A 23,668-nucleotide genomic window follows, 5' to 3' on the forward strand; every position below is an offset into this window, starting at 1 on the left:
GGCGATCGATATGCGATCGATCCGCAAATTTACCGTTTCAACCCCTGTCACATCGACCCGATTCCGGCTTGATTTACGAGTTTATACGGTCGCCTTTCCGAGCCTACATATTTTAAGATTGATTTAATCAAGTCGTCAACTTCTCCGAAAAATTGCATCCAATTGCCGCACCGACTGAATGGTTCGGGCCTGACAAGAGCGCAGATTGACCCATTCTCGATCGCTTGATTCGCCCCCCTCCGTGCAGTGCAGCATCGACGCGCCGATCTCCCATTCTGACATCCGTCGGGTCGGGGGCAAGTCCGACCGTTTGCCGCCATTATTTTGAGGTGATATCTATCATGATTGCAGCCAGAGGACATGATTGGCAACTGTTCATGTCAAAAACATTCATCAATGAAATATTCGATTTGCCGATGCAAGTTAAAAACGACCTTCCCAAAGTCGTCGGCCGTTTCCAAGAGCACCCGCTCTTCACCGGATACAATACGCGAAAAATCAGAAATACCGACATTTATCGCATCAAATTTCGTCGCAACTATCGCCTATTTTACACGGTCGAAAATGATGCCGTCACCTTCCTGAGCATTCGCAAGCGGAGGGAAAACACATATAAAAACCTTCCCGTCCCCGGCCCACTGAAAGTCCTGACCGTGGCGGATTCGCCGGCTCCGAAATCGGAGCCGCAAACCGAAAGTCTGAAACAGCCCGCGATCGCCCCCAATAATCCCCTCCATTCGGACTGGAAAAAACTGCCAAAATATCTGACGCACAATAATCTGCGAAAGTGGCAAATTCCCGGGGAATACTGGCGGGGTTTGATGGCGGCAAAAACCGAGGGCGATCTCCTGAACCTGGAACTTCCCGATCGCATTTTCGGCCGCATCCTGGATAATTTGTTCCCCAGCTCCTTGAAAGAGATCCGAGATGAACCCAAATATAATCTCATGAAGCCGGAGGATTTGGATCGGTTTCTGGAGGGAGATATTACCGAGTTTTTACTCGCCCTCGATCCCCAACAGAAACATCTGGCAAATTCTCAGATTCGCGGCCCCATTTTGATCAAGGGCGGGCCGGGTACGGGAAAATCTATCATCGCCCTCTACCGGGTCAAAAAATTGGTAGATTCGGGTCATCGACCCATTTTATTCGTCACCCATTCTGCCGCCCTCGTCACCTATTCCAAACAGCTTTTGGAGCAGCTTCTCGGACAAAAGCCGGAACGGCTGGGGGTGGAGGTGACGACCGTTGACGATTTGGTGCGACAACACTACCAACATTCTTACTCCCATCCCCCAATTGCCGACAATAAACAGTGCAAACTTTGCCTAAAAAAGGCGCTTAATATTGTCAAAAATTCCGCCGATAAATCTCATATAAAAAATATCAAAAAGCTGGAAAATTTGGGATTTTCTTACTTATTAGAAGAATTCATCGATGTCATCGAAGGCTGGGGAATTTCCAGCCTCGAAGTTTACAAAAATCATCCGCGACAGGGGCGAGGATTTTCCCTACATCCCTCGACAAGGACGGTGCTGTGGCACTTATACTGTACCTGGAAACGGGTCATGGAAGCCAAAGGCTGGATCGTCTGGAAACAGATGTGTCGCATGGCTTTGGATGCCATTCTGGCCGAGACTCAAAAACCTTACCGGGCAATTATTATTGAGGAAGCCCAGGATTTGTCCCCCGTCGCGTTGCGTTTCGTGCTGGCGTTGACTCCCACGTTCGATCGCGTCTATTTGACCGCTGATGCCTCCCAATCTATCCACCAGCGGGGTTTCAGTTGGAACCAAATTCACGGGGAACTGAAAGTGACCGGCCACACCTCGATCCTGCGTCAAAATTATCGCAATACCCGACAAATTGCGATCGCCTGTGCCGATATTCTCGCCGGCGAGGAAGAGTTTTCGGAGTCCAAACCGTCCCCCTATTTGGGCAACTGGCCCGCCATTTACCTGACGGATGACTTTGACTCGCAAGCGGTCGCGATCGGCCAGTTTTTGTTGGATTCTGCCAAAACGTTTCGCCTGCCGCTGCACGGCGGCGCGGTTTTATGTCCGACACCAAAAATCGGCAAAAAAATCGCCGATCGGATGCGAGAGTTGGGATTACAGGCGACGTTTATATCGGGAAAAAAAATCGATCTGAACCGGCCGCAAATTAAAGTCCTGACCCTGGACGATGCCAAGGGTTTGGAATTTCCATTTGTCGCCGTGGTCGGTTTGGAGGAAAATACACTTCCGCACCTGGAAAAAAGCCGACCCGAAGAAGAAAAGCAGGTGATTCTCGACCAACAGCGCCGCTTATTTTACGTCGGCTGTACTCGGGCGATGCGATCGCTTGCGGTGGTGGGTTCCCCGAGCGCTCCGTCTCGGTTTATCGACGACCTCCCCTCGGAACACTGGCGGCGAGAACAATTCTAAATTGGTCGGATGCGTCCAGGAATTGAACGCACCCGAAACCGATAATTAACAGTTTTTATTCGGGTTGAGATTCGACGGTCGGCTCAACCTTTTTTGCCGTTTCTGCTAACTGGGCGGCGATGTCCGCTTTGATGGCTCGGCGATACATTTTACCTTGGAATTTTTCGAGTTCTTCGCACACTTTTTCGACCCAAGTTTGTTCCACCAAAGCGATGATCGCCGAACTGCCGGGGGTCAAAGATTCCGACAGATCTTTGAGGTCTTCCTGGGGAAATCCGAGGTCGATAAAGTGGGTAATGACAGCCCCCACCCCGGCACCCCCGGCCGCCATCGCGATCAACCCTAACGCGCCGACGGGGTTGAAAAGGGCGATCAATCCGGCTGCAATTCCGCCGACGACGGCACCGCCGCGGGCGTTCATATCCCCGGTTTCGCTGATGGAAACCTTCCCTTTTTCATTCTTGACCATGACGGCGGCGTTGACGATGGAAATAATTCCGGCCCGCTGCATTTCTTTCAGGGTTTTCAAAACCTCTTTTGCTTTGTTTTTTTCGTTGTAAGCCGTGACGATCAGATTGGTCGGAGCTTCAAATGCGGTCATGGGTATTTCTCTCCATTGGAGTGGGTGCGATCGCCATCCGGAAACGGCGATCGCGGGACAGTCGTTGAAAATATGCCCAACTCTAACACATTCCGGTTCTCTTTCAACGATGGGTTTCGACTCGGCCGGACCAAACTCTTCACGCGAAAAGAGTCGGGAATGGCGCCAACTGTGATAGTCTGGCAAAAGACCGGAATCCGAAACGGTGGCAAGCTCTCTCGATTCATCAATCGATCGCGATCGCCCATGATCAAAAATCCTTCCGAACCCCCGGATCGACGGTGGGTCGCCCAAGTTGACCCGTTGGATGCGGAACCCATTCAACCGGACGTCTCCCAAGACAATCCGTTGGTGGCAAATCAGGATCAAAAAGTCGTTTATATCGGAATTGTGATTTTGATTTTGACGGTCATCAACGTGCTGGGATTATTCAGCCAACGCTTCAAACGGGCCGTCAAGTTTTCTCTGCTTTTTAGCGTCGGTCTCATTGTCGCCCTGTGGTTTTTATTTTAAAATTGCTCGAATCATGCACCTGCAACCCGCAACCCTCTACGTCGTCGGCACTCCCATCGGCAATTTGGAAGACATGACCATTCGCGCCGTCGAAACCTTGAAAGCGGCCGATCTGATCGCGGCCGAAGATACCCGCCACACCGGGAAATTGTTGCATCACTTTCAAATTCAAACCCCCCAAATTAGCTACTACGAACACAACCGGCGGCAGCGAATTCCGGAATTGCTCGATCGCCTGTTGGCCGGAAAAACCGTCGCCGTGGTGACGGATGCGGGGATGCCGGGAATTTCCGACCCGGGGGGGGAACTGGTCGCCGCCTGCCTGGAAGTGGGGATTCCGGTGGTGCCGGTCCCCGGCGTGAGCGCCTGTCTGACGGCGTTGAGCGCCTCGGGACTGGCCAGCGATCGCTTCGTTTTCGAGGGGTTTTTGCCCGGGAAGGGCAAGGAACGACAGGAACGGTTGGAAATATTGCGATCGCAGGTACGGACGATGATATTCTACGAGGCACCGCACCGACTGCGCCAAACTTTAGCCGATCTGGCGGGGGTTTTGGGGTGCGATCGCGCCGTGGTGGTGGCCCGGGAACTGACCAAACTCCACGAAGAATTTTGGCGCGGCACCCTGGAAGCGGCGGTGGAATACTACGCTGAACGGGACCCGAAGGGAGAATTGACTTTGATTGTCGCCGGAGCCCGTCGGGAATCCCCACCACCCTCGGAAGAGGCGCTGCGGTCGGAACTGCAACACCTCCTCAAACAGGGACTTTCGCGATCGCAGGCCAGCCGCCAGTTGGCCCAGAAAACCGCCCTCCCCCGCCGCCAAATTTACCAACTCGCCCTCACCCTCGCCGACGAACCCCCTACAATGTAAAGGAACGTTAAGCAGTCACTCAAAAATTTTATGGTACTATTCGGATTCGGCAAAAAGAAAACCCTACCGACACCGGAAGAAGCCCTGCCCGGGCGCGATCGCGTCATGCCCGTGCCCGATCGCCACTACATCAACAGCAACCCCCTCAAGCCGCCCTTCCCGGAAGGTATGGAACAGGCCGTTTTCGGTCTGGGCTGCTTCTGGGGCGCCGAGCGCAAATTCTGGCAGCAAGAAGGCGTCTACACCACCGCCGTCGGCTACGCGGGCGGCCACACGCCCAACCCCACCTACGAGGAAGTTTGCAGCGGCATGACGGGTCACACCGAGGCGGTTTTGGTGGTTTTCGATCCCAAGGTCATCAGTTACGCGGACCTGCTGAAACTGTTCTGGGAAAGCCACGACCCCACCCAGGGAATGCGCCAGGGCAATGACACCGGCACCCAATATCGCTCCGCGATTTACACCTATTCCGACGAGCAGAAAAAACTCGCCGAAGCCTCCCGCGATCGCTATCAGGAAGCCCTTTCTAAGGCGGGTTACGGGACCATTACCACCGAGATCGCGTCCGCCCCGGAATTCTACTACGCCGAGTCTTACCACCAGCAATATCTGGGCAAAAACCCCGGCGGTTATTGCGGTTTGGGCGGCACCGGCGTCGGCTGTCCGGCGGGTTTGACGGAAACTTCTGTTTAATGGATTGAAACGGGAACGGGTCGGGCGCCCGTTCCGTTTTTTTGAAAAGCAAAGAAATGCGATCGCCCTACCCAATGACCGATCAACCGATTTTTTGTAGGAGAAATTTTGAACAAAGTGCGATATTTTAGCAATCAGCGATCGCTGGAAAATTCCAAACTCGGGTCGAGTTGATTGGCGATTTCCAACTGTTCCCTCGCCGCCTCTTCTTGTCCGGTTTCATACAGCAAAATCCCGAGATTGTAATGGGCTTCGGCATTGTCCGGATCGAGTTTTATGACCTCTTTAAATTGTGCGATCGCCCCTTCAAGTTCCCCCATTTGAGACAGCAAAACCCCGAGATTATAGTAAGCAAGGTTATTATTCGGATTGAGTTTTACCGCCATTTCTAAGTTGGCGATCGCCTCCTCCATTTCCCCCATTTCATACAAGGCTAAACCCAAGTGATAATAGGCACCGTCGTAAGACGGGTTGAGTTCGATCGCCCGTTCGTAATTAGCGATCGCTTCCCTATAGTTCTCCTGTCGGGCTAACGTCAAGCCCAAGTTATAGTAAGTTTTGACATCGTTGGGATTGAGTTTGAGGGCTTCCCGATAGTTGGCTATCGCTTCGTCGAGGCGCTCTTGTCGCGCCAAAGCCAACCCTAAGTTATAATACATCCTCGCATCGTTTGGAACCAGTTTCAGCGCCGATTTAAAATAGGAAATGGCTTCTTCGTAGTTTCCCTGTTCTGCCAGGGCGATGCCCAAATTATTGTAGGCGAGGGCATAATTGGGATTGAGTGCGATCGCCCGTTCAAAATTGGCGATCGCCCCCTCGAAATCCCCCTGTTGTGCCAGAGACAAACCCAACCCGTAGTAACCGCGAAAATCTCCGGGTTCCTGTCGGATAACTCGGCGAAAGATCTGTTCTGCCTGGGCGTGGTTATTCCGATTTCCCGCTTCCACACCCCGTTTCACTAACTCCTCAACCGTCTGGGCGATCGCGGATAGCGGCGAGGCGAGAATTAAAGCGAGTACCAGGGTTAATATACGCAGTCTCGTCATGGTGTCGATCGCAAATAGATTTGGGGTTTATCGATACTAACACAACTCTAATTTTAGGCAACCCTGTAAGGTTGCCCCCACGGTTGGCTTTAATATCCCACCACAACCTGCCAGGCGATCGCGCCCAAACCCACCGTCGCCAGATGCCACGGCAACAAAACGCGCAGCGGTTGGCGGGCAATTTTCTGCGTCAGCAAAATCGCCATTATTATTCCCAAAAATAGCGTCGAACCCTGTAGAAATTCGATCACCGCCGGATGTGCCACCCAGACGGGCAAACTCGAACCATCTAGCCCAAACGTAGCGAAAGCGACGGGCAGAATTCGCCCCCCTTCTCCCAATCCCAACCGCAGGTAATGGGCGACATTCAACGCCAGTACAAAGGGGAGAAAACCGTAGGCTAACTCGACAAAGGGACGGGGTTTATTTGGGACAATCAATCGATAGATACTGTGGGCAAAAATAGGCGCGATCGCGGGCAAACTCAAAATCACCACAGAGATACCCAAATGCGTCCAAAAGTTATCGAGATTCAGGGTAAAATTAAAATAACCCTGCAACTCGGGCAAATGGTGCAAAAAGACCACATCCAACAGTAAAAATAACAGCGCTACCTCGTAGCTGCGGGGGATGTGGGTCGTCCACAACTCAATTCCCGGCGGGCGCAAATTTACCTCTACCGAACGGTGGGGACAGGCTTTCAAACAGGTCATGCACAACACGCAATCCCGGTTGTCTTCCAACTGGGCGGGGTGGGAATATAGCGGACATCCCGCCGTTTCCAGTCCCTCCCCTTTTTGCGGCCCTCCTTTATAACATTGATAGGTGTTACATTCCGCCGAACAGGTACCCTGCTGCGCCCGCAATTCCGTCATCGACAACTTCGCGAACATTCCGTTCATCCCGCCGATGGGACACAAATAGCGACACCAAAACCGCCGTTCAAAGATGGCGGAAAAAATCATCGCCCCCGCCGTAATCAGCAGCAACAAACAGGCGGAAAGGTAGGCGGTATTCGGCAGATCCCAGAGTTCTTCCCACAGCAAAATTAGGGCGAATAACCCGAACAAAAACCAGCCGCCCCACCGTTCCGCCGACTGCCGGGGCCACCGTTTCAGTTGGCGCGGGAACAGCCACAGGGAGAGTTTTTGGGTAATTTCTCCGTAAATCATGAACGGACAAACCGCGCACCAGATTCGTCCCAAAAAGGGAAAAATCAGCAGCACCAGCGGCCACCACCAAGCCCAAAACAGATTGAGGGCGAAATTTTGCGATCGCGTCTGGGGGCCGAGAAATAAAATAGCCACCACCGCCGCGAAAGCCGCCGCCGTGAAGCCGTAATTGATGCGATCGGGCCACCAGGGACTCCGCAGAAATTGCCGGAATTTCGGATAGGAATTGAGCAAGTTGACGCGGAATTGCTGCTTCTTACTTTGGGAGGGCCAGATGATTTCCTCGGTGATTTCTTCGCACCCCTGAAGCTGCACGATCGCCCGTTCGATCAGGTTCCGCAGTTCCCGCAAATTGTTGGGGAAATCGTAGGCTTGCAACCGCCGCAAAGCTTCCGGCGTGATGCGGACGCGATCGACTCCTTTCGCCCGACAAATTAAGCTGATATTGTAATTTACCCAATCCTCGATATCCGATTTTCGTACCCGCAGCGGCGGCACTTTGACCGTCATTCCGACCAAGTTATCGACGTTGGCGACAATCTTTTCCGAAATGATGATCACTCGGGCTTCCGAGACTTTTGCCGTGGGGGTGTCTTCTTCCCTCCGACTGACGGGGAGATACAGCCCATTTTCCAACAGATTGGCGATCGCCGGAATTAATTCTGAGGGCAATTCTTGGATATTATTCAAAACCAAAGTTCCCTTTCCCAAGGCTTCGATCAAACCCGACTTTCCCCCGAGGCGTCCGAACAAATCGGAACCGCTCGCCTGCACTGTAGAACAGTCAACTTTGATGATCGGTTCCCGGCGATCGCCCGATCCGAAGTGAATCAAAGCCGCGATATTATCTTTTTCGACCCCCGGTTCCCCAAAAACCAAGACCGATTTCCGAGTTTTTGAAGCGTCTTTGATCTGCGATCGCAGCCGCACGGCGTACCGACTCCGCCCCACAATTCCCCGCCTCGCCCTGGGCACCAAATAGGGCCGCAAAATCGTCAGCCGTTCCTGCTCGTAAATCAGTTGGGCGGAAAGTTCGTCAACCTCTTCGGCGAGTTGTTGCGAAAACGCTTGGGTAATTTCTGGATGCACCTCCGCCAACTTCCGAAATGCTTCCGCCTCCATCACCCAAAATTGACAGTCCGTTTTGGCAATTAAAGTTTGTTGAACCGGACGATTCAACAGCAGCGATCGCAAATTGATCGCCACCCCCGGCAAGCCATTTTCACCCTTCGCCCCCCGCTCCGGATTTTCCAGTTCCCCCGAACGCAAAATGTAGAGTCCATCCGGGGAAGTCCCCTTGGACGCCACCACCCCCTCAGCCGGCACGGTGCGATCTTCGAGTTGGGGCGCGATCGTCTCAATTATGTTAAACTCCAATAGGCTGAGAGCCGTCCGTTCACTGAGCCACTGGACGAGATCGGTCTGAGTCATGGGTTGCCCCCCTGGGTGACTTTACTCTCTATTTTAATCCCATCTTTAGATCCGATCCGATTTTCCTTCCATGTCAACCGCGATCGCATTTTCCAACCTCTGGGCTCCCCTGGCTTTACTCGGTTTGATTGTCCTGGCCGCCGTCTTTTTCAGCTTTCAAAAAAAATAGGTTTTCAGGTTGACAAAAAACCTCGATTCTGATACTGTTTTATTCATTATTGGAAATCCTGTCATTGAATTGATTTTTAAATCAACATTCCAGGGATAATGGTGGGGGCGGTTTGCGAACCGCCCCCGGATCTGAAGGATGGGGGAGTCGAAGAGAAAATCGCGATCTCTTCCCTACACCCTACACCCTAGCCTTAAGACGCCACCCGCGCCGCCGTCCGGGGCCGCCGCCGTCCCGTCGGTTTCTGGGAAGAAGCCGGGGCCTCTTCGGGGGTTTGCATCAGCAACACCAGCAGGGGATTGCTCTGCAACTCGCGACGCAGCAGACGCGCGATCGCCCGCTCGATCTGAGTCCGCACCCCCACCCAGTCGATCTCGTTGCCCTGATCGTCGCCCAGGTCACGGCTGAACTCCGACCAGCGATCGTTGAGGGTATTTTCGATCGCCTGGACGATTTGCTTCTTCAACAAACTCCGGTCCGCCGACATCACCACCCCTTTCAGGTGAATCTCGGGGGTCGCCAACAGCTTGCCCTCGGTGCCGATCGCCACAGCCACCGTCACCACGCCATCCTCGGCGAGTTGCTGCCGCTCCTTGAGCACGTCGTCCCGGACAAATCCCGTGCGGGACGAATCCACCGGCTCGATACCCGAGGGAACCTTATCCCCGATGCGGATCGAATCTTGACCCAATTCCACCACGTCACCGTTATTAATGATCACCATATTCTCGGCCGGGATGCCCATACTCTGGGCCGTCTTGCTGTGCTGCACCAGCATCCGGTGTTCGCCGTGCACCGGGACGAAGAACTTGGGACGGGTGAGGGCCAACATCAACTTCTGATCTTCCTGACAGCCGTGCCCGGAAACGTGGATGCCGTGATGCCGCCCGTAAATCACGTTGGCCCCCTGTATCATCAGCTTGTCGATAGTATTGACCACGGCGATGGTGTTGCCGGGAATCGGGTTCGCCGAAAACACGATCGTATCGCCTTTTTTGATACTGATCTGTCGGTGGGAACCGTTGGCGATGCGCGTCATCGCCGCCAGGGGTTCGCCCTGGGAACCCGTCGTCAAAATCAGCACCTTCTCATCCGGCAAGTCCCGGATCGCGTTGAGGGGGACGAACAGGCTGTCCTGACATTTGATATAACCCAAATTGCGGGCGTGGGCGATGACGTTCAGCATCGATCGCCCCACCACAGCCACCGATCGCCCCAATTTCTGGGCGATGCCGAGGATGATATTCAAACGGTGCACCGAAGAGGCGAACGTCGTCACCAGTACCCGCCCGGAAGCCGCAGAAATGATCCGTTCCATATTCGGGGCCACCGACGCTTCCGAGGGGGTGAAGCCCGGAACTTCCGAATTGGTGGAATCGCTCAGGAGGCAGTGGACACCCTTTTCGCCGTACTCCGCCAACCGCTGGAAGTCGAAATATTCGCCGTCGATGGGGGTGTGGTCGATTTTGAAATCGCCGCTGTGGATCACCACCCCCACGGGGGTATTGATCGCCACCGTAAAGCTGTCGGCGATGGAGTGGGTGTTGCGGATGTATTCCACCAAGAAATTTTTGCCAACCCGCACCATATCCCGGGGCCGGACGGTTCTCAATTCCGTGCGATCGGCGACACCGGCCTCTTCCAATTTGCCCTGCAGCAAAGCCATCGCCAGCCGCGGACCGTAGATGACCGGGATGTCGAACTGTTTCAGGTGGAAGGCGATGCCCCCGATGTGGTCTTCGTGGCCGTGGGTGACGATCATCCCCTTGATTTTGTGGCGGTTTTCCCGCAGGTAGGTGACGTCGGGGAGGACGATGTTGACCCCGTGCATCCCGTCGGTGGGAAAAGCCAGTCCGGCGTCGAGGAGGACAATTTCATCTTCGTACTCGAAGACGCAGGTATTTTTCCCGATTTCGTGCAGCCCGCCCAAAGGAATAATTTTGAGTTTGGGCGAGTTGTCATTTACGCCGTTGTTGCCGCCGTTGCCGTTGGCGTTTTTCTTTGAGATTTTCGCCGCTCTCGAAGACGGTCTGGTTCGGTTGGAAGACGATCCGTTTTTTGTCATAATAAACCTCTTTTTTGGGTCTAGTTGTTAACTCGCGATCGCAATTGATAGAACACCGGACAGCCCGATTTGCTGCCAACAGTCGAGCGCCCCATCAACTACAAATATTCAATGGTCTGAAACCCGGATTTCACCATCCAAATTATTGGGTTTCGAGCAAACTTAATTCCTTCAGAACTGCCCCGATCTTTTCGATGACATCCGGGGACGGTTCGCACATCGGGGAACGGCAGCCGCCGACATTCCAACCCGACCATTTGAGCGCCACTTTGATCGGAATGGGATTGGTCGTGATAAACAATGTTTTGAACAAACTGAAGAGTTTGATATGAATTTCAGTTGCTTCGAGCACCCGGCCGGCTTCAAACGCCCGAATCATCCCTTGGATCGAGTGGCCCACAATGTGGCTGGCGACACTCACCACGCCGCTTCCACCCACCGAGAGCAAGGGCAACGTCAGGGAGTCGTCCCCCGAATAAATCTTGAAGTCGGGGGGGGTCAGACGCCGAATTTGACTGGCCTGGTCCAGACTCCCGCTCGCCTCTTTGATGGCGACAATATTCGCAACCGATGCCAGACGGGCGACGGTTTCCGGTTGGAGATTTTGTCCCGTCCGTCCGGGGATGTTATAGAGGACGATGGGCAGATCCGGACAGGCTTCGGCGATCGCGACAAAGTGTTGATACAAGCCCTCTTGGGGAGGTTTGTTGTAATAGGGAACCACCTGCAGCGACCCATCCAATCCCAGTTTAGCAGCTTTCTGGGTCGCCGCGATCGCCTCGTGGGTGGAATTCGACCCCGTGCCCGCGATCACCTTCGCCTTGCCCGCCACCGCCCGCTGCACGGCCTGAAACAGTTCGTACTCCTCCTCCCAGGTCAGGGTGGGAGATTCCCCCGTCGTACCGCACACGACCAGGGTATCGCTGCCATTCGCCGCCAGATGGGCCGCCAACCGTTCCGCTTCCTCGTAGTTGACACTGCCATCTTCTCGAAACGGCGTCACCATCGCCGTCATCACTCTTCCAAAACTTACCATCTCTTTTGCGTCACTTTTGCTGTCTCTTGTATCCGTCGCTCTGTCACCCTTTCCCGGCCGCTTTCGCCCCGAGTGAGAACTGAATTCGATGCCGAAACCGGTTGAAAATCCCTAGTAACTCAACGCCTTGGACGAACGGCCGAGGAGATCTTTTTCCGCCAACAATTCCGCGATCTGAACCGCGTTGAGGGCCGCACCCTTGCGAACCTGATCCCCGCAGAGCCACAATTCCAAGCCACAGGGGTGGGAGAGATCTTGGCGGATGCGCCCCACCAACACCGGATCGCGGCCCGTGGCATCCACCGGCATCGGGAAATAGTTGGCTTGCCAGTCTTCCACCAACTTCACCCCCGGCGCCTGAGAGAGAATCTCCCGCGCCTTGGCGACATCGAAGGGGCGATCAAACTCCAGATTAATCGCTTCTGAGTGGGCGCGAAGTACGGGAACCCGCACGCAAGTCGCCGAAACTTGCAGGTCGTCCACCCCGAAAATCTTCCGCGTCTCGTTGATCATCTTCATCTCTTCCTCGCAGTACCCCGACTCGTTCAGGGCAGAATTGTGAGGAAACAGGTTGAAGGCCAGGGGGTAGGGGAACATCTCCGTTGGCGGCGTCTCCCCGTTCAAAATTGCCCGAGCCTGGGTTTTGACCTCCTCCATCGCCCGCGCCCCGGCCCCGCTGGCCGATTGGTAGGTGGACACCACGATCCGCCGCACGGGTTGAACCTGGTACAGGGGCCAGACGGCCACGTTCATCAAGATCGTCGTGCAGTTGGGGTTGGCGATGATGCCCTTGTGGCCGGCCACCGCCTCCGGGTTCACCTCCGGGACCACCAGCGGCACCTCCGGGTCCATGCGGAAGGCGCTGGAGTTGTCCACCATCACGGCTCCGGCTTCCACAATCTTGGCGGCCCAAGCCTTGGAGGTCGATCCCCCCGCCGACGCCAGCACCAGATCCACATTGTCGAAGCTGCGATCGCCCACCGCCTCCACCGGGAGCGACTCCCCCCGAAACGGCAGGCGGGTTCCCGCCGATCGCGGCGACGCCAGCAACTTCAGCTCGGACACCGGAAAATCCCGGCTCTCCAGCAACTCCAGCAACTCGGTCCCCACGGCACCGGTCGCACCCAAAATGGCAACTCGATAGGATTTCGACAAATTCGTTTCCTCCCCGGAAAGTTGGACAGTTTAACAATAAATCAGAAATTTTAATAAGAGATGAGAGCGAATGGTAATTTTTTTAATGAAGCAATGGCACTTAACCCTTGAATTATATCGGCGATCGGGCGCGGTGAGACAACAATTTAGATTTCTTTAAACCCGACCTCCCGCCGCGATGATCGCCGTTTGGGAGATTTCCACATCCAGTCCAGCCATCGTCCCGAACGAATCGCACTTGGGATCATATTATAGTTAATCGGAGTGGATGCAACCAACATCCCAGTTCGGATGCCTTCGCCCCAGATTCGAGATCGGTGACGCCCCGTCCCGATCGCCTTCGGGTTGGACGCAGCCGCCGAGAGCATCCTATACTGGCTAATCTCTAGATTTTCGCTCCCCACCCTTAAAATGTGAGGGAGCCCATCGACTTCAGACGGATTGACTTCAGAATATCACGACTTATGAAAGTAACCCAGGAAAAACTTCCCGCCAGCCAAATCGGGCTCGACATCGAAATCCCTCCGGAAATGTCCAAGAACGCCTACGAGCAGGTGATTCGGAAATACGCTCGTTCCGCCAACATTCCTGGGTTCCGCAAGGGTAAAGTACCCCGCCACATCCTCGTCCAACGCCTGGGAGCAGCCCGGATCAAGGCAGCAGCCCTGGACGACCTGATGCAGGAGTGCCTCCCCAAGGCCGTCGAACAGGAAAAAATCCCCGCGATCGGCAATTTTGAACTGCGGGGGGACGTGGACGATCTGATCGTCCGGTACGAACCGGGCCAACCCCTCACCCTCAAGGCAACCGTGGACGTGGAGCCAGAGGTCACACTCGAAACGTACCAAGGTTTTCAGGTCAAAGCTGAGGAAGCCAAATACGACCCAGCCCAAGTGGATGAAGTGTTGGAGCGGGAACGGGCCAAAATGGCGACCCTGATCCCCGTCGAGGGGCGGCCTGCCCAAAAGGGAGATGTCGCCTACGTTGACTTCAAAGGGTACTACACCCCCGCCGGAGAGGGCGCCGAACCCCAGGAAATCGAAGGGGGGAGCGGCGAAAACTTCCAGGTCGAACTCACCGAAGGTCAGTTCATCCCCGGCTTTACCGAAGGCATCGAGGGGATGAGTCCGGGGGAAACCAAAGAATTGGACGTGGCCTTCCCGGAAGATTACGGTAACACGGAACTGGCTGGACGTCCGGCGACCTTCACCATCACCCTCAAGGAGCTCAAGGAAAAAGAACTGCCGGAGTTGGACGACGACTTCGCCCAGGAAGTGAGCGAATACGAGACGATCGCCGAACTGCGGGAATCCCTGGAAAAGCAGTTTCAGGAGGAAAAAGCCGAGCAGACCGCCCAAAATAAAAATAAAGCTCTGGCTCAGGCCCTAGTGGAACAGATGCAGGTAGACCTGCCCGAAACCCTGATCCGGGAAGAGGTCGATCGCCTGTTGACCCAGCAGGCCATGCAGTTGAGCAACATGGGCATCGATGTCAAACAACTGTTCAACAGCGACACCGTCCCCCGGATGCGGGAACAGCTCCGCCCGGAAGCGATCGCCCAACTCAAGCAAAGTCTGGCCCTCAAAAAGGTGGCCGAAGCCGAGTCCATCACCGTCGGCGAGGAAGAAATTAAAGCCGAAGAAGAAAAAATGATGGCCCAACTCCAGGGCCAGGAGGTCGATCCCGACCGCCTTCGCCAGGTGGTGACGGACAATCTGATCACGGAAAAAACCTACGCCTGGTTGGCTGAACATTCCACCGTCGAACTCGTCCCCGAAGGGACGTTGAGCGAAGGCTCCGAAGGCGAAGAAGAAGATGCCGAAGCAGAAGAAGCCGTGGCGGTGGAAACCGAAGTCGTCACCGACGAAACGCCCTAGGGCGGATATTGGGAATGAGTCGGGGAAATTCGCCCGTTGCTCCGACTCCCACCCCTGAGTTTTCCGGCATAATAGAAATAGATTCGCTAAAATTTCAACCGGAAACGGGCCGGCGATCGCTCACGATCGGGAAATGGTCGGGCTAACCTAGCCCGAGCGCCAAATTCTCCCCTTTTTTGAACGCACTTAAGGATTAAACGACCAATTTCCGATGATTATCTCTGAGTCTTCTCACAATTCCATTCGGAGCCGCCATTCCGGCGACATCACCAGCGCTTCCAGTGCCCTCGGCGCCGGAACCCCCCAGGCTGGCGTGATTCCGATGGTGGTCGAACAGTCGGGGATGGGAGAACGGGCCTTCGACCTCTACTCCCGCCTCCTGCGCGATCGCATCATCTTTCTCGGGACGGCGATTGACGACGACGTGGCCAACGCCGTCAGCGCCCAGATGCTCTTTTTGGAAGCCGAAGATCCCGAAAAAGACATCCAACTGTACATCAACTCCCCCGGCGGCTCCGTCACGGCGGGCATGGGTATTTACGACACCATGCAACAAATCCGCCCCGATGTCGTCACCATTTGTTATGGTTTGGCGGCGAGTATGGGCGCGTTTCTGCTGGCCTCCGGAGCCGCCGGCAAGCGGATGTCCCTCCCCAGCGCCCGGATCATGATTCACCAACCCCTCGGCGGCGCTCAGGGACAGGCGATCGACATCGAAATCCAAGCCCGAGAAATCCTCTACCACAAGCAAACCCTGAACGATTTACTGGCTCACCACACGGGCCAACCCATCGATCGCATCACCGCCGACACCGAGCGCGACTTCTTCATGTCCGCCGAAGAGGCCAAAGAATATGGTCTAATAGATCAGGTGATATTCAAGCAGAATCTTCCGGTTCCGGGAGAATCTGTTCCCGCAACATAACAACGAGGCAACTATGTCTAAGTACGACTCCCATCTGAAGTGTTCCTTTTGTGGTAAATCCCAGGAGCAGGTTCGCAAGCTAATTGCGGGGCCCGGAGTCTACATCTGTGATGAATGCGTGGAACTGTGCAACGAAATCTTGGACGAGGAGCTGTTCGATTCCGCGACGGCTCCTCCCGTCCCCCCGGCACCTCGCCCGCAACCCGCCCCCGCCCCCAAACGCCGCAACGCCCCCAGCCGCGTCGCCCTCAACCAAATTCCCAAACCCCGGGAAATCAAATCCTACCTCGACCACCACGTAATCGGCCAGGACGAAGCCAAAAAAGTGCTGTCCGTGGCGGTTTACAATCACTACAAGCGCCTCGGATTCGTCCAAGGCAAAGGCAACCGCCAAACCGAAGATAACATCGAACTGCAAAAATCGAATATCCTGCTGATCGGTCCGACCGGTTGCGGCAAAACCCTGTTGGCCGAAACCCTGGCCAAAATGCTCGACGTCCCCTTCGCCGTGGCCGACGCGACGACCCTCACGGAAGCGGGATACGTCGGGGAAGACGTGGAAAATATCCTGCTGCGGCTGTTGCAGGTGGCCGATTTTGACGTCGAGGAAGCCCAGCGGGGCATCGTCTACATCGACGAGATCGACAAGATCGCCCGCAAGAGCGAAAATCCCTCCATCACCCGGGACGTGTCCGGGGAAGGTGTGCAGCAGGCGCTGTTGAAAATGCTCGAAGGCACCGTCGCCAACGTCCCCCCCCAGGGCGGCCGCAAGCACCCCTACCAGGACTGCATCCAAATCGACACCAGCAACATCCTGTTCGTCTGCGGCGGGGCGTTCGTCGGGTTGGAGCGCATTATTGAACAGCGGACGGGCAAAAAGTCGATGGGCTTTATCCAGTCGGGAGAAGACCCCAAACGGGAAAAACAGGCGATCGAAGCCTTGAAAGGGATGGAACCGGACGATTTGGTGAAGTTCGGTTTGATTCCGGAGTTGATCGGCCGGATTCCGATGGTGGCGGTACTCGATCCCCTGGACGAGAAGACCCTGATGGCGATTCTGACCGAGCCGCGATCGGCTCTGGTGAAACAGTATCAGAAACTGCTGCGGATGGACAACGTGCAGTTGGAGTTCGACCAGGAGGCCATCCGCGCGATCGCCCAAGAAGCATTCCGACGCAAGACCGGCGCCCGGGCACTGCGGGGAATTGTTGAAGAACTGATGCTCGATGTCATGTACGAGTTGCCCTCCCGCAAGGACGTGAAACGCTGTCTGGTGACGCAGGAAATGGTCGAGAAGCGATCGACCGCTGAACTGTTGCTGCACCCGTCCTCGCTGCCGAAGCCGGAATCGGCGTAATTGTTAAAACATTGTGAATTTTTCGGGCGGCGATCGGTTTGGTTTGCCGCGAGTTATTGTCATGTTTTGGAGGTTCGGAGAATTTCACCACAGAGGCACAGAGAACACAGAGAGGATTTTCTATTCTAAATCGGAGGTGGAATTGTCATTTTGAGCGAACGCATCGGCGTCGAGTTCCAACACTTCGATCGCCCTCGTTTTGACTCCGATTCCATATTCGATGGCTTTCTGCTCTTTAACGAGGGTTAAAATTTCCTGTACCGTCCCGCCTCCGTCGAGTTCTTCATCGCCTCCGGAATCTTTCAAATAGTTCAAACCGGCGTCGGTGATGCTGTAGGTTGTCCCGGTTTTGATCAAGAGTTCGCGATCGCCCAAATTGTACAGCCGCCGCCACAGGGTATCCTTGATGGTGCTGTCCGTGCCGAATTGGGAGTGACGCTTGAGATAGTCCGACCACTTGGGAACAAAATCACCCCGGCGACCCGCCCCTTTTTCTGCTACAATACTGAGTAATTTTAATAACCCTTCTCGCTCGTCAATTTGCTTTTCAATGTCTCCCAAAGGATGGGAGATAAAATTCTGTCCTGCATCGGTCAATAACATTTTTCCAGATGGATCTTCTTCGAGCAATTGATAGGTTCGAGACAGGAGCCAGTGTCCGTAGACGTGGCGGGGGTTGACTTGGCGATCGCTTCCCGTCCAAATTGCCTCCGCGAGTTCTCGATTTTCCCCGTCCAGGCGTTCGGAGATCCAGCGATCGGGATTCGACCAATCCACCGGATTTTGCAGGGTTCCGGACAGGCTCATTATCGCCGATCGCAACCCCGTAATTTGGGCGCGATCGCATCCGTTCCAAATGGGTAAAATTAATCTCAATTCCGAATAAATGGGAAAGTGGGTAACTTTGACCCGGCGTTCGGTTTGCGGGTCCGATGTCGCCGGATTGGATTCGGAATCCGTCGATTTTACATCCCATTTTCTCAACCCAAAAACCCCGCGATCGACCCTCACGAAGCGGCTGCGATCGCCCTTCTGTTTGATTTCGACGGCGATGATGGCGTTGAGGGTGGCTTCCGGACTTTTGCCGTTCGTCTGGATCAAATTATTATCAATGGCAATTTGAGTGATTTGGCGATAGTGCAGGGGAGAGCCAAAATCTTCTAAAACTTGAATGACGGCATCTGCGAAGGACATGGGAATCGTTAACAATCAGAAATTATCAATCTTGTGTGTTCATCACTTATCCCTCACGAGATGTGGCGCCGAAAGCTTGCTCAACTTTTCTGATAATCTCGCCAGGGTCTACACCGATCGCACGAGTAATTAAAAGAAATTCAACCACATCCAATCTTCTCTCGCCGTTCTCATATTTTGCGACGAAAGATTGGGGCTTTTCAAGAGTTTTAGCAAGGGTTGCCTGGGTCAGATTCGCATCTTTCCGCGCCGCAATCATACACCGACGAAAGACATCATATTCTCGACTAAAGATAGACTTCATCATGCAGTGTTGGGCATGGAATTTACAAAAATTAGGATAAACCCATTTTCGGATTATCCCAAACTAGGATATTATCAGTGTACGGCGGAAGTGGCACAACACGAGGGGATTTTTCAATCAAACCGACAAATTTCTACCCAACGGCCGAAGCGATCGCCCGTCGGTGCCCCTTATCCTAGAGGTAGAGGAATCAATGAAGATTTTTCGATTGTTTCCATTTGGGAGGACAAACAGATGAGTACCTCGTCCAAAACGATTATATTAGGGGCAGCGACTGCACTACTCTCCTTGAGCTTTGCCACGCCAATTCGGGCGGAAAATCCGGCTCACGTCAGACAACTGCTCGAAACGGGATTCTGTCAGGGTTGCGATCTCAGGGGAGCCGACCTCATGGGTGCTCATCTGATCGGGGCCGACCTGCGGGACGCCAATTTAGAAAACGCCAATTTAGCCAACGTCAATTTGGAGGGGGCCGACCTCAAGGGCGCCAACCTCGCCGGAGCGAACCTGTCGGGCGCCTTCCTCAACCAGACCGAACTCGACAATACCAATTTAGACTTCGCCAATCTAAGTAACGCCGACCTCACCCAAGCGGACTTGACGGGGGCGAGTTTGGCGGGAACCAATATGAATGGGGTTCGGCTGTTGCAACCGACGGTGAGGGCGAGTCAAATGGCCCCCGGCGGTTCCATCGAAGATCTGCGGGGCGAAAATTTGAGTATCGGCCGCGACCCGTCCCAACTGATGCTGCCGATGGGAGGCCCGGACTTAGAGGGAGAATTTCAATACACGCCTGAATATTTGGATTCGCTCTTCGAGCCCATCGAGATCGATCGCGACTCCCAAAGTCCCGGATCGCAAAATATTGCCCCCGGCGGCGACGATGGCGTCCAGTTCAATACGCCGCAAATCACCTTTTAGATTTTCATCTTTAAGCAGGGCGATCGCGATATAAATTGGCGGTTGAGGGGTTCAAGCCCAGGATGACCCGATTGGAGCAGTTGTCCGCAGGAACACTCAGCCGCCCCCGTCGATTTGGGAATTGGCGGAGAGAATGTCAGAATAGAAAAAATGAGTCGTTCCAGAAACCGGGTTTCTATCCGACCGACGCTCCGGTTGGAACTGAAGATAGCCTGATCAACCCGGTTTCTCAGCAATTTTCTCGATTCCCGATTTTATTTTTGATTCAGCGATCGCCAAATCACCCGAAAAAGAATTGAGAGATTCGGCTTCCACGTTCAAAATCAGAGGATATCAATATGAATTCACCCAGCGCACCATCAACCGTAGCCTACGCTCCGACTATGGCGGATGATGCTGTCGGAGCCCTGTTCAAGCGCATGGCTCGCTATCCTCTTTTGGAGCCGAATGAAGAAAAGGAACTGGCCCATCAAATCCAAGAATTGGTAGTTTTGGAAAACCTCAAACAGCAACTCAAAGACGAACTCGGACGCCAACCCAGCAACGGCGAATGGGCGATCGCGGCGGACTTGAGCGAGGCGGAACTCAAGCGCCAACTGCATTTAGGGCGATCGGCGAAACGGAAAATGATCAGTTCCAACCTGCGGCTGGTGGTGTCCATCGCCAAACGCTACCTCAACCGCGGCGTTCCGTTTCTGGATCTGATCCAAGAAGGATCGTTGGGTTTGAACCGCGCCGCCGAAAAATTCGACCCCGACAAAGGTTATAAATTCTCGACCTACGCCTATTGGTGGATTCGCCAGGGCATCACCCGCACCATCGCCAACCAGGGGCGCACCGTCCGCCTTCCCGTCCACGTCGTCGAACAACTCAACAAGCTCAAATTCGCCTACCGGGATTTGAAGCGATCGCACCAACGCAAACCCACCGAAGCGGAACTCGCCGAGGCTCTGTCCATTTCCCTGTCCCAAGTTCGCCTCCTCGAACAGGTCCGCCGCAAATCGCTGTCCCTCAACCACCGCATCGGCACCGAGGAAAACTCCGAATTGATGGATATCCTCGAAGACAGCGACACCCAGTCGCCGGAGTCCCAGATGAACGAGGTGATGATGCGCCAGGACATTTTGGAGGTGTTGGGATCGGTCCTTTCCGATCGCGAAAAGGAAGTCGTCGCCCTCCGCTACGGACTCGCCACGGGAGTCCCCCACACCCTCGATGAAGTCAGCCATCTTTTCGAGCTATCCAGAGAGCGGGTGCGCCAAATTCAAGCCCGGGCGATGCGAAAATTGCGCCGCCCCCAGGTGACGGAACGGCTGAAAGGGTGGTTGAAATCATTGTAAAATTCTCCAGTTTTTAACGGGGAAAAAATGCCGTCCGAGTCGGAAAAAATGGGGGCGACGGGCGGGAAATCCAATCATGTCAACCCACAACATTACTGTATTATGAAAGCGATCGCTCGAATTCCATTTGGAGCCGTCCTGGGCACCCTTTGCCTCAGTCCGATTCTGATATCCTGCACCGCCCCCGAACAACAGGCCCGAGAGACGGTCGAAGAAATCGAAGATGTCGCCGAACTCGACAGGGGAGATGTCGCGACGGCGATCGAATCGTTGGAAACCGAGGTGAATCGCGCCGTGGAAGAGGCCGAAACCCTCTCTTCCCAAGAGTTGCAACCCGAAGACATCCAACGGGATCTCAATCAAATTCAGAACCGCCTGAGTGCGGCGGTGGATTTGCCGGAGGAGGAACTGCAAGCCGAACTGCGACAGTCCGCCGAGGAACTCGACAACTTGATCGCGAAGGTGGACGAAGCCGCCGAAAACGCCACGGGGGAAGCGAAGGCCCAACTGGAAGCCTACGAAACCTATTTGGAGACGCTCAGAGAAGAAACCGCCCGGGCGATCGAGCAGTCGGGGTAAGTGCGATCGCCCCCAAATCGAAATCTTTAAAATTTGTTAAGCCCGATTGTGTGGATTTGTATCCGACGGCTAAAACGGGGGCGATCGGTGAGACAATGAACAGTTACTTTGGCCGTAATCAGTGAAAGCGATCCTCATCTCATGTCATCAGAAAACTCCAGCGCGTTAAACCTCGTGCATCGTCCCCGACGCCTCCGCCGTAACGATGCCCTGCGTCGGATGGCGCAAGAAACCCAACTGACGGCGAACGACCTGATCTATCCCCTGTTCGTCATGGAAGGGGAAAATCAGAAAGTCGAAGTCCCCTCCATGCCCGGAAGCTACCGCTACACCCTCGACTTGCTCCTCAAAGAAGTGGCGGAAGCCTACGAACTCGGCATCCCCGCGATCGCCCTGTTCCCCCTCGTCGCCGAAGAAAAAAAAGATAACGCCGGCACCGAAAGCTACAACCCCGACGGCCTCGTACAGCGCACCGTCCGCGCCATCAAAGAAGCCGTTCCCGATGTCGTCGTCATCACCGACGTCGCCCTCGATCCCTTCTCCAGCAAAGGACACGATGGCATCGTCAGCGACGAGGGCGAAATCCTCAACGATGAAACCGTCGAAATCCTCGTCAAACAGTCCATCTCCCACGCCGAAGCCGGCGCCGATATCGTCGCCCCCTCCGACATGATGGACGGACGCATCGGCGCCATCCGCGACGGACTCGACGATGCGGGACACACCAACGTCAGCATCCTCGCCTACTCCGCCAAATACGCCTCCGCCTACTACGGACCCTTCCGCGACGCCCTCGAGTCCGCCCCCAAATTCGGCGACAAGAAAACCTATCAGATGGACCCCGCCAACAGCCGGGAAGCCCTCAGAGAAGTCGAACTCGACCTCGACGAAGGCGCCGACATGGTGATGGTGAAACCCGCCCTCGCCTACCTCGACATCATCGCCAAAGTCCGCGAAATCAGCGACGTCCCCGTCGCCGCCTACAACGTCAGCGGCGAATACGCCATGATTCGCGCCGCCGGACGCATGGGTTGGATTGACGAGAAAAAAGTCATGCTCGAAACCCTCACCAGCATGAAACGAGCCGGCGCAGATTTGATTCTGACCTACTTCGCCAAAGAAGTGGCTCTAATCTTACGTTAGTCGAATGTAGGGGCGGTTCGCGAACCGCCCCTACAAAGAGAAATTCAACGATCCCCTATTTCCTGTCCCACACCTCACCCAAATTCTTCCGCCGACCCGATCAATTCAATCTGTGCAATCTGCGTAATCTGCGGACTAACTTTACCTCTGACAGAATTCCCGTTAAGCTAAAAGGTGGACTGTCGTACACCTACTCATCGCCTATGGCTTCCACCGCAACTCCCCTTCCCCCGTCCCTCGATCGCATCGTGCAGCGATTCAAACGGGCATCTTCCAATAAATTGCGCTACGAACAACTGCTGACTTTGGCGCAGAAACTGCCCGAATTTCCCGACTCGGAAAAAGTGCCGGAAAATAAGGTTCCGGGCTGCGTTTCGCAAGTGTACGTCACCGCCAGTCTGGACGAAAATGGGGGCGTGCAATTCCAGGGCGATTCCGACTCTCAATTAACAAAAGGTTTAGTGGCGATGTTGGTTCGGGGAATGAACGGACTCGCACCAGAGGCGATCGCGCAATTGCAGCCCGATTTTATCGAAGAAACGGGATTGCAAGCCAGTTTGACCCCCTCCCGCGCCAACGGATTTTACAACATTTTCAAGACCTTACAGAAGAAAGCCGAAGCTTGTGCTTAGGGTGTGGGGTGTGGGGTGTAGGGTGTAGGGTGTAGCCCTTCGACTCCGCTCAGGGCAAGGGGTATGGGGAAGAATGGTCAATTATCAATTGTCGATCCCTCTAAATTGATGATATCAAGTCCGGTTATTTAGTCGCACTAACTCCCCAATCATCTTCAGATGATTTGAGCTGTTAGCTTGGGAATTGATTCCCAAGCGGTCTTGATATCCAACCCGTT

General features: G+C 54.6%; 20 protein-coding genes. 12 read left to right on the plus strand and 8 right to left on the minus strand.

The genetic code is table 11. From position 1 onward, the window contains the following. Nucleotides 1-341: 341 nt before the first annotated feature. Complete coding sequence (locus tag AC0QHF_RS22565; protein ID WP_324706505.1) at nt 342-2,426, plus strand: 3'-5' exonuclease; 2,085 nt, start codon at nt 342-344, stop codon at nt 2,424-2,426. 55 nt (nt 2,427-2,481) lie between these two features. On the opposite strand, the gene AC0QHF_RS22570 is transcribed toward AC0QHF_RS22565, so the two are convergent. Beyond that, on the minus strand, nt 2,482-3,027 hold the full coding sequence (locus AC0QHF_RS22570) for a DUF1269 domain-containing protein (RefSeq protein ID WP_324706506.1): 546 nt from the start codon (nt 3,025-3,027) through the stop codon (nt 2,482-2,484). Between the two features lie 246 nt (nt 3,028-3,273). On the opposite strand from AC0QHF_RS22570, the gene AC0QHF_RS22575 reads away from it, so the two are divergent. From AC0QHF_RS22575 to msrA, 3 genes are read left to right on the plus strand one after another with little or no spacing between them, the layout of a single operon-like run. Continuing rightward, entirely contained in the window at nt 3,274-3,540 is a 267-nt protein-coding gene (locus AC0QHF_RS22575) for a hypothetical protein (protein ID WP_324706507.1), read from the plus strand. Between the two features lie 13 nt (nt 3,541-3,553). Continuing rightward, nucleotides 3,554-4,411 (plus strand): 16S rRNA (cytidine(1402)-2'-O)-methyltransferase, encoded by an 858-nt coding sequence (gene rsmI, locus AC0QHF_RS22580; protein ID WP_324706508.1) that lies wholly within the window; start codon nt 3,554-3,556, stop codon nt 4,409-4,411. A 30-nt stretch (nt 4,412-4,441) separates the two neighbouring features. Next, nucleotides 4,442-5,104 carry a peptide-methionine (S)-S-oxide reductase MsrA gene (msrA, locus tag AC0QHF_RS22585; protein WP_324706509.1) on the plus strand — a complete coding sequence of 221 codons (663 nt, stop codon included), beginning with the start codon at nt 4,442-4,444 and terminating at the stop codon, nt 5,102-5,104. Nucleotides 5,105-5,238: 134 nt separating this feature from the next. Here msrA and AC0QHF_RS22590 read toward each other — a convergent pair whose 3' ends face one another. The 5 genes from AC0QHF_RS22590 to AC0QHF_RS22610 form a co-directional block, all read right to left on the minus strand. Beyond that, the gene (locus AC0QHF_RS22590; RefSeq protein WP_324706510.1) at nt 5,239-6,150 is read right to left on the minus strand and encodes a tetratricopeptide repeat protein; all 912 of its coding nucleotides are present in this window, start codon (nt 6,148-6,150) and stop codon (nt 5,239-5,241) included. Nucleotides 6,151-6,239: 89 nt separating this feature from the next. After that, the gene (locus tag AC0QHF_RS22595) at nt 6,240-8,753 is read right to left on the minus strand and encodes a sigma 54-interacting transcriptional regulator (protein WP_324706511.1); all 2,514 of its coding nucleotides are present in this window, start codon (nt 8,751-8,753) and stop codon (nt 6,240-6,242) included. Between the two features lie 362 nt (nt 8,754-9,115). Then, on the minus strand, nt 9,116-10,987 hold the full coding sequence (locus tag AC0QHF_RS22600) for a ribonuclease J (protein ID WP_324706512.1): 1,872 nt from the start codon (nt 10,985-10,987) through the stop codon (nt 9,116-9,118). A gap of 142 nt (nt 10,988-11,129) precedes the next feature. Beyond that, nucleotides 11,130-12,023, minus strand: a complete 894-nt coding sequence (gene dapA / locus AC0QHF_RS22605) for a 4-hydroxy-tetrahydrodipicolinate synthase (RefSeq protein WP_324706513.1) — start codon at nt 12,021-12,023, stop codon at nt 11,130-11,132. A gap of 111 nt (nt 12,024-12,134) precedes the next feature. Then, the gene (locus AC0QHF_RS22610) at nt 12,135-13,178 is read right to left on the minus strand and encodes an aspartate-semialdehyde dehydrogenase (protein ID WP_324706514.1); all 1,044 of its coding nucleotides are present in this window, start codon (nt 13,176-13,178) and stop codon (nt 12,135-12,137) included. Nucleotides 13,179-13,642: 464 nt separating this feature from the next. Between AC0QHF_RS22610 and tig the strand changes: the two genes are divergently transcribed. The 3 genes from tig (at nt 13,643) to clpX (ending at nt 17,337) form a co-directional block, all read left to right on the plus strand. Next, nucleotides 13,643-15,055 (plus strand): trigger factor, encoded by a 1,413-nt coding sequence (tig, locus tag AC0QHF_RS22615; protein ID WP_324706515.1) that lies wholly within the window; start codon nt 13,643-13,645, stop codon nt 15,053-15,055. A gap of 211 nt (nt 15,056-15,266) precedes the next feature. Further along, a complete protein-coding gene (gene clpP / locus AC0QHF_RS22620) occupies nt 15,267-15,980 on the plus strand; it encodes an ATP-dependent Clp endopeptidase proteolytic subunit ClpP (protein ID WP_324706516.1) in 714 nt (237 codons plus the stop codon). A gap of 13 nt (nt 15,981-15,993) precedes the next feature. After that, nucleotides 15,994-17,337: an ATP-dependent protease ATP-binding subunit ClpX gene (gene clpX / locus AC0QHF_RS22625; RefSeq protein WP_324706517.1), complete on the plus strand. Its 1,344-nt coding sequence runs from the start codon at nt 15,994-15,996 to the stop codon at nt 17,335-17,337. Nucleotides 17,338-17,457: 120 nt separating this feature from the next. On the opposite strand, the gene AC0QHF_RS22630 is transcribed toward clpX, so the two are convergent. Both AC0QHF_RS22630 and AC0QHF_RS22635 read right to left on the minus strand, forming a co-directional pair. Further along, complete coding sequence (locus AC0QHF_RS22630; RefSeq protein ID WP_324706518.1) at nt 17,458-18,531, minus strand: winged helix-turn-helix domain-containing protein; 1,074 nt, start codon at nt 18,529-18,531, stop codon at nt 17,458-17,460. Between the two features lie 46 nt (nt 18,532-18,577). Continuing rightward, nucleotides 18,578-18,838: a helix-turn-helix domain-containing protein gene (locus AC0QHF_RS22635; RefSeq protein WP_324706519.1), complete on the minus strand. Its 261-nt coding sequence runs from the start codon at nt 18,836-18,838 to the stop codon at nt 18,578-18,580. A gap of 231 nt (nt 18,839-19,069) precedes the next feature. Between AC0QHF_RS22635 and AC0QHF_RS22640 the strand changes: the two genes are divergently transcribed. The 5 genes from AC0QHF_RS22640 (at nt 19,070) to AC0QHF_RS22660 (ending at nt 23,450) form a co-directional block, all read left to right on the plus strand. Next, complete coding sequence (locus AC0QHF_RS22640; RefSeq protein ID WP_324706520.1) at nt 19,070-19,756, plus strand: pentapeptide repeat-containing protein; 687 nt, start codon at nt 19,070-19,072, stop codon at nt 19,754-19,756. Between the two features lie 338 nt (nt 19,757-20,094). Further along, on the plus strand, nt 20,095-21,096 hold the full coding sequence (locus tag AC0QHF_RS22645; protein WP_324706521.1) for an RNA polymerase sigma factor, RpoD/SigA family: 1,002 nt from the start codon (nt 20,095-20,097) through the stop codon (nt 21,094-21,096). 102 nt (nt 21,097-21,198) lie between these two features. Next, nucleotides 21,199-21,675: a hypothetical protein gene (locus tag AC0QHF_RS22650; RefSeq protein ID WP_324706522.1), complete on the plus strand. Its 477-nt coding sequence runs from the start codon at nt 21,199-21,201 to the stop codon at nt 21,673-21,675. Nucleotides 21,676-21,816: 141 nt separating this feature from the next. Further along, nucleotides 21,817-22,818: a porphobilinogen synthase gene (gene hemB, locus AC0QHF_RS22655; protein ID WP_324706523.1), complete on the plus strand. Its 1,002-nt coding sequence runs from the start codon at nt 21,817-21,819 to the stop codon at nt 22,816-22,818. A 203-nt stretch (nt 22,819-23,021) separates the two neighbouring features. Continuing rightward, complete coding sequence (locus tag AC0QHF_RS22660) at nt 23,022-23,450, plus strand: SufE family protein (RefSeq protein WP_324706524.1); 429 nt, start codon at nt 23,022-23,024, stop codon at nt 23,448-23,450. Nucleotides 23,451-23,668 lie beyond the last annotated feature (218 nt).

Source organism: Lyngbya sp. CCY1209 (assembly GCF_055795065.1).

What these genes read in the sequence shown, in the direction of transcription:
- AC0QHF_RS22575 (WP_324706507.1), top strand. Translation starts at nt 3,274, where the DNA reads ATGATCAAAAATCCTTCCGAACCCCCGGATCGACGGTGGGTCGCCCAA.
- clpP (WP_324706516.1), top strand. Translation starts at nt 15,267, where the DNA reads ATGATTATCTCTGAGTCTTCTCACAATTCCATTCGGAGCCGCCATTCC.
- AC0QHF_RS22630 (WP_324706518.1), bottom strand. Translation starts at nt 18,531, where the DNA reads ATGTCCTTCGCAGATGCCGTCATTCAAGTTTTAGAAGATTTTGGCTCT.
- AC0QHF_RS22595 (WP_324706511.1), bottom strand. Translation starts at nt 8,753, where the DNA reads ATGACTCAGACCGATCTCGTCCAGTGGCTCAGTGAACGGACGGCTCTC.
- AC0QHF_RS22600 (WP_324706512.1), bottom strand. Translation starts at nt 10,987, where the DNA reads ATGACAAAAAACGGATCGTCTTCCAACCGAACCAGACCGTCTTCGAGA.
- hemB (WP_324706523.1), top strand. Translation starts at nt 21,817, where the DNA reads ATGTCATCAGAAAACTCCAGCGCGTTAAACCTCGTGCATCGTCCCCGA.
- rsmI (WP_324706508.1), top strand. Translation starts at nt 3,554, where the DNA reads ATGCACCTGCAACCCGCAACCCTCTACGTCGTCGGCACTCCCATCGGC.
- dapA (WP_324706513.1), bottom strand. Translation starts at nt 12,023, where the DNA reads ATGGTAAGTTTTGGAAGAGTGATGACGGCGATGGTGACGCCGTTTCGA.
- AC0QHF_RS22635 (WP_324706519.1), bottom strand. Translation starts at nt 18,838, where the DNA reads ATGATGAAGTCTATCTTTAGTCGAGAATATGATGTCTTTCGTCGGTGT.
- AC0QHF_RS22570 (WP_324706506.1), bottom strand. Translation starts at nt 3,027, where the DNA reads ATGACCGCATTTGAAGCTCCGACCAATCTGATCGTCACGGCTTACAAC.
- AC0QHF_RS22640 (WP_324706520.1), top strand. Translation starts at nt 19,070, where the DNA reads ATGAGTACCTCGTCCAAAACGATTATATTAGGGGCAGCGACTGCACTA.
- AC0QHF_RS22660 (WP_324706524.1), top strand. Translation starts at nt 23,022, where the DNA reads ATGGCTTCCACCGCAACTCCCCTTCCCCCGTCCCTCGATCGCATCGTG.
- AC0QHF_RS22650 (WP_324706522.1), top strand. Translation starts at nt 21,199, where the DNA reads ATGAAAGCGATCGCTCGAATTCCATTTGGAGCCGTCCTGGGCACCCTT.
- AC0QHF_RS22645 (WP_324706521.1), top strand. Translation starts at nt 20,095, where the DNA reads ATGAATTCACCCAGCGCACCATCAACCGTAGCCTACGCTCCGACTATG.
- tig (WP_324706515.1), top strand. Translation starts at nt 13,643, where the DNA reads ATGAAAGTAACCCAGGAAAAACTTCCCGCCAGCCAAATCGGGCTCGAC.
- clpX (WP_324706517.1), top strand. Translation starts at nt 15,994, where the DNA reads ATGTCTAAGTACGACTCCCATCTGAAGTGTTCCTTTTGTGGTAAATCC.
- AC0QHF_RS22590 (WP_324706510.1), bottom strand. Translation starts at nt 6,150, where the DNA reads ATGACGAGACTGCGTATATTAACCCTGGTACTCGCTTTAATTCTCGCC.
- msrA (WP_324706509.1), top strand. Translation starts at nt 4,442, where the DNA reads ATGGTACTATTCGGATTCGGCAAAAAGAAAACCCTACCGACACCGGAA.
- AC0QHF_RS22565 (WP_324706505.1), top strand. Translation starts at nt 342, where the DNA reads ATGATTGCAGCCAGAGGACATGATTGGCAACTGTTCATGTCAAAAACA.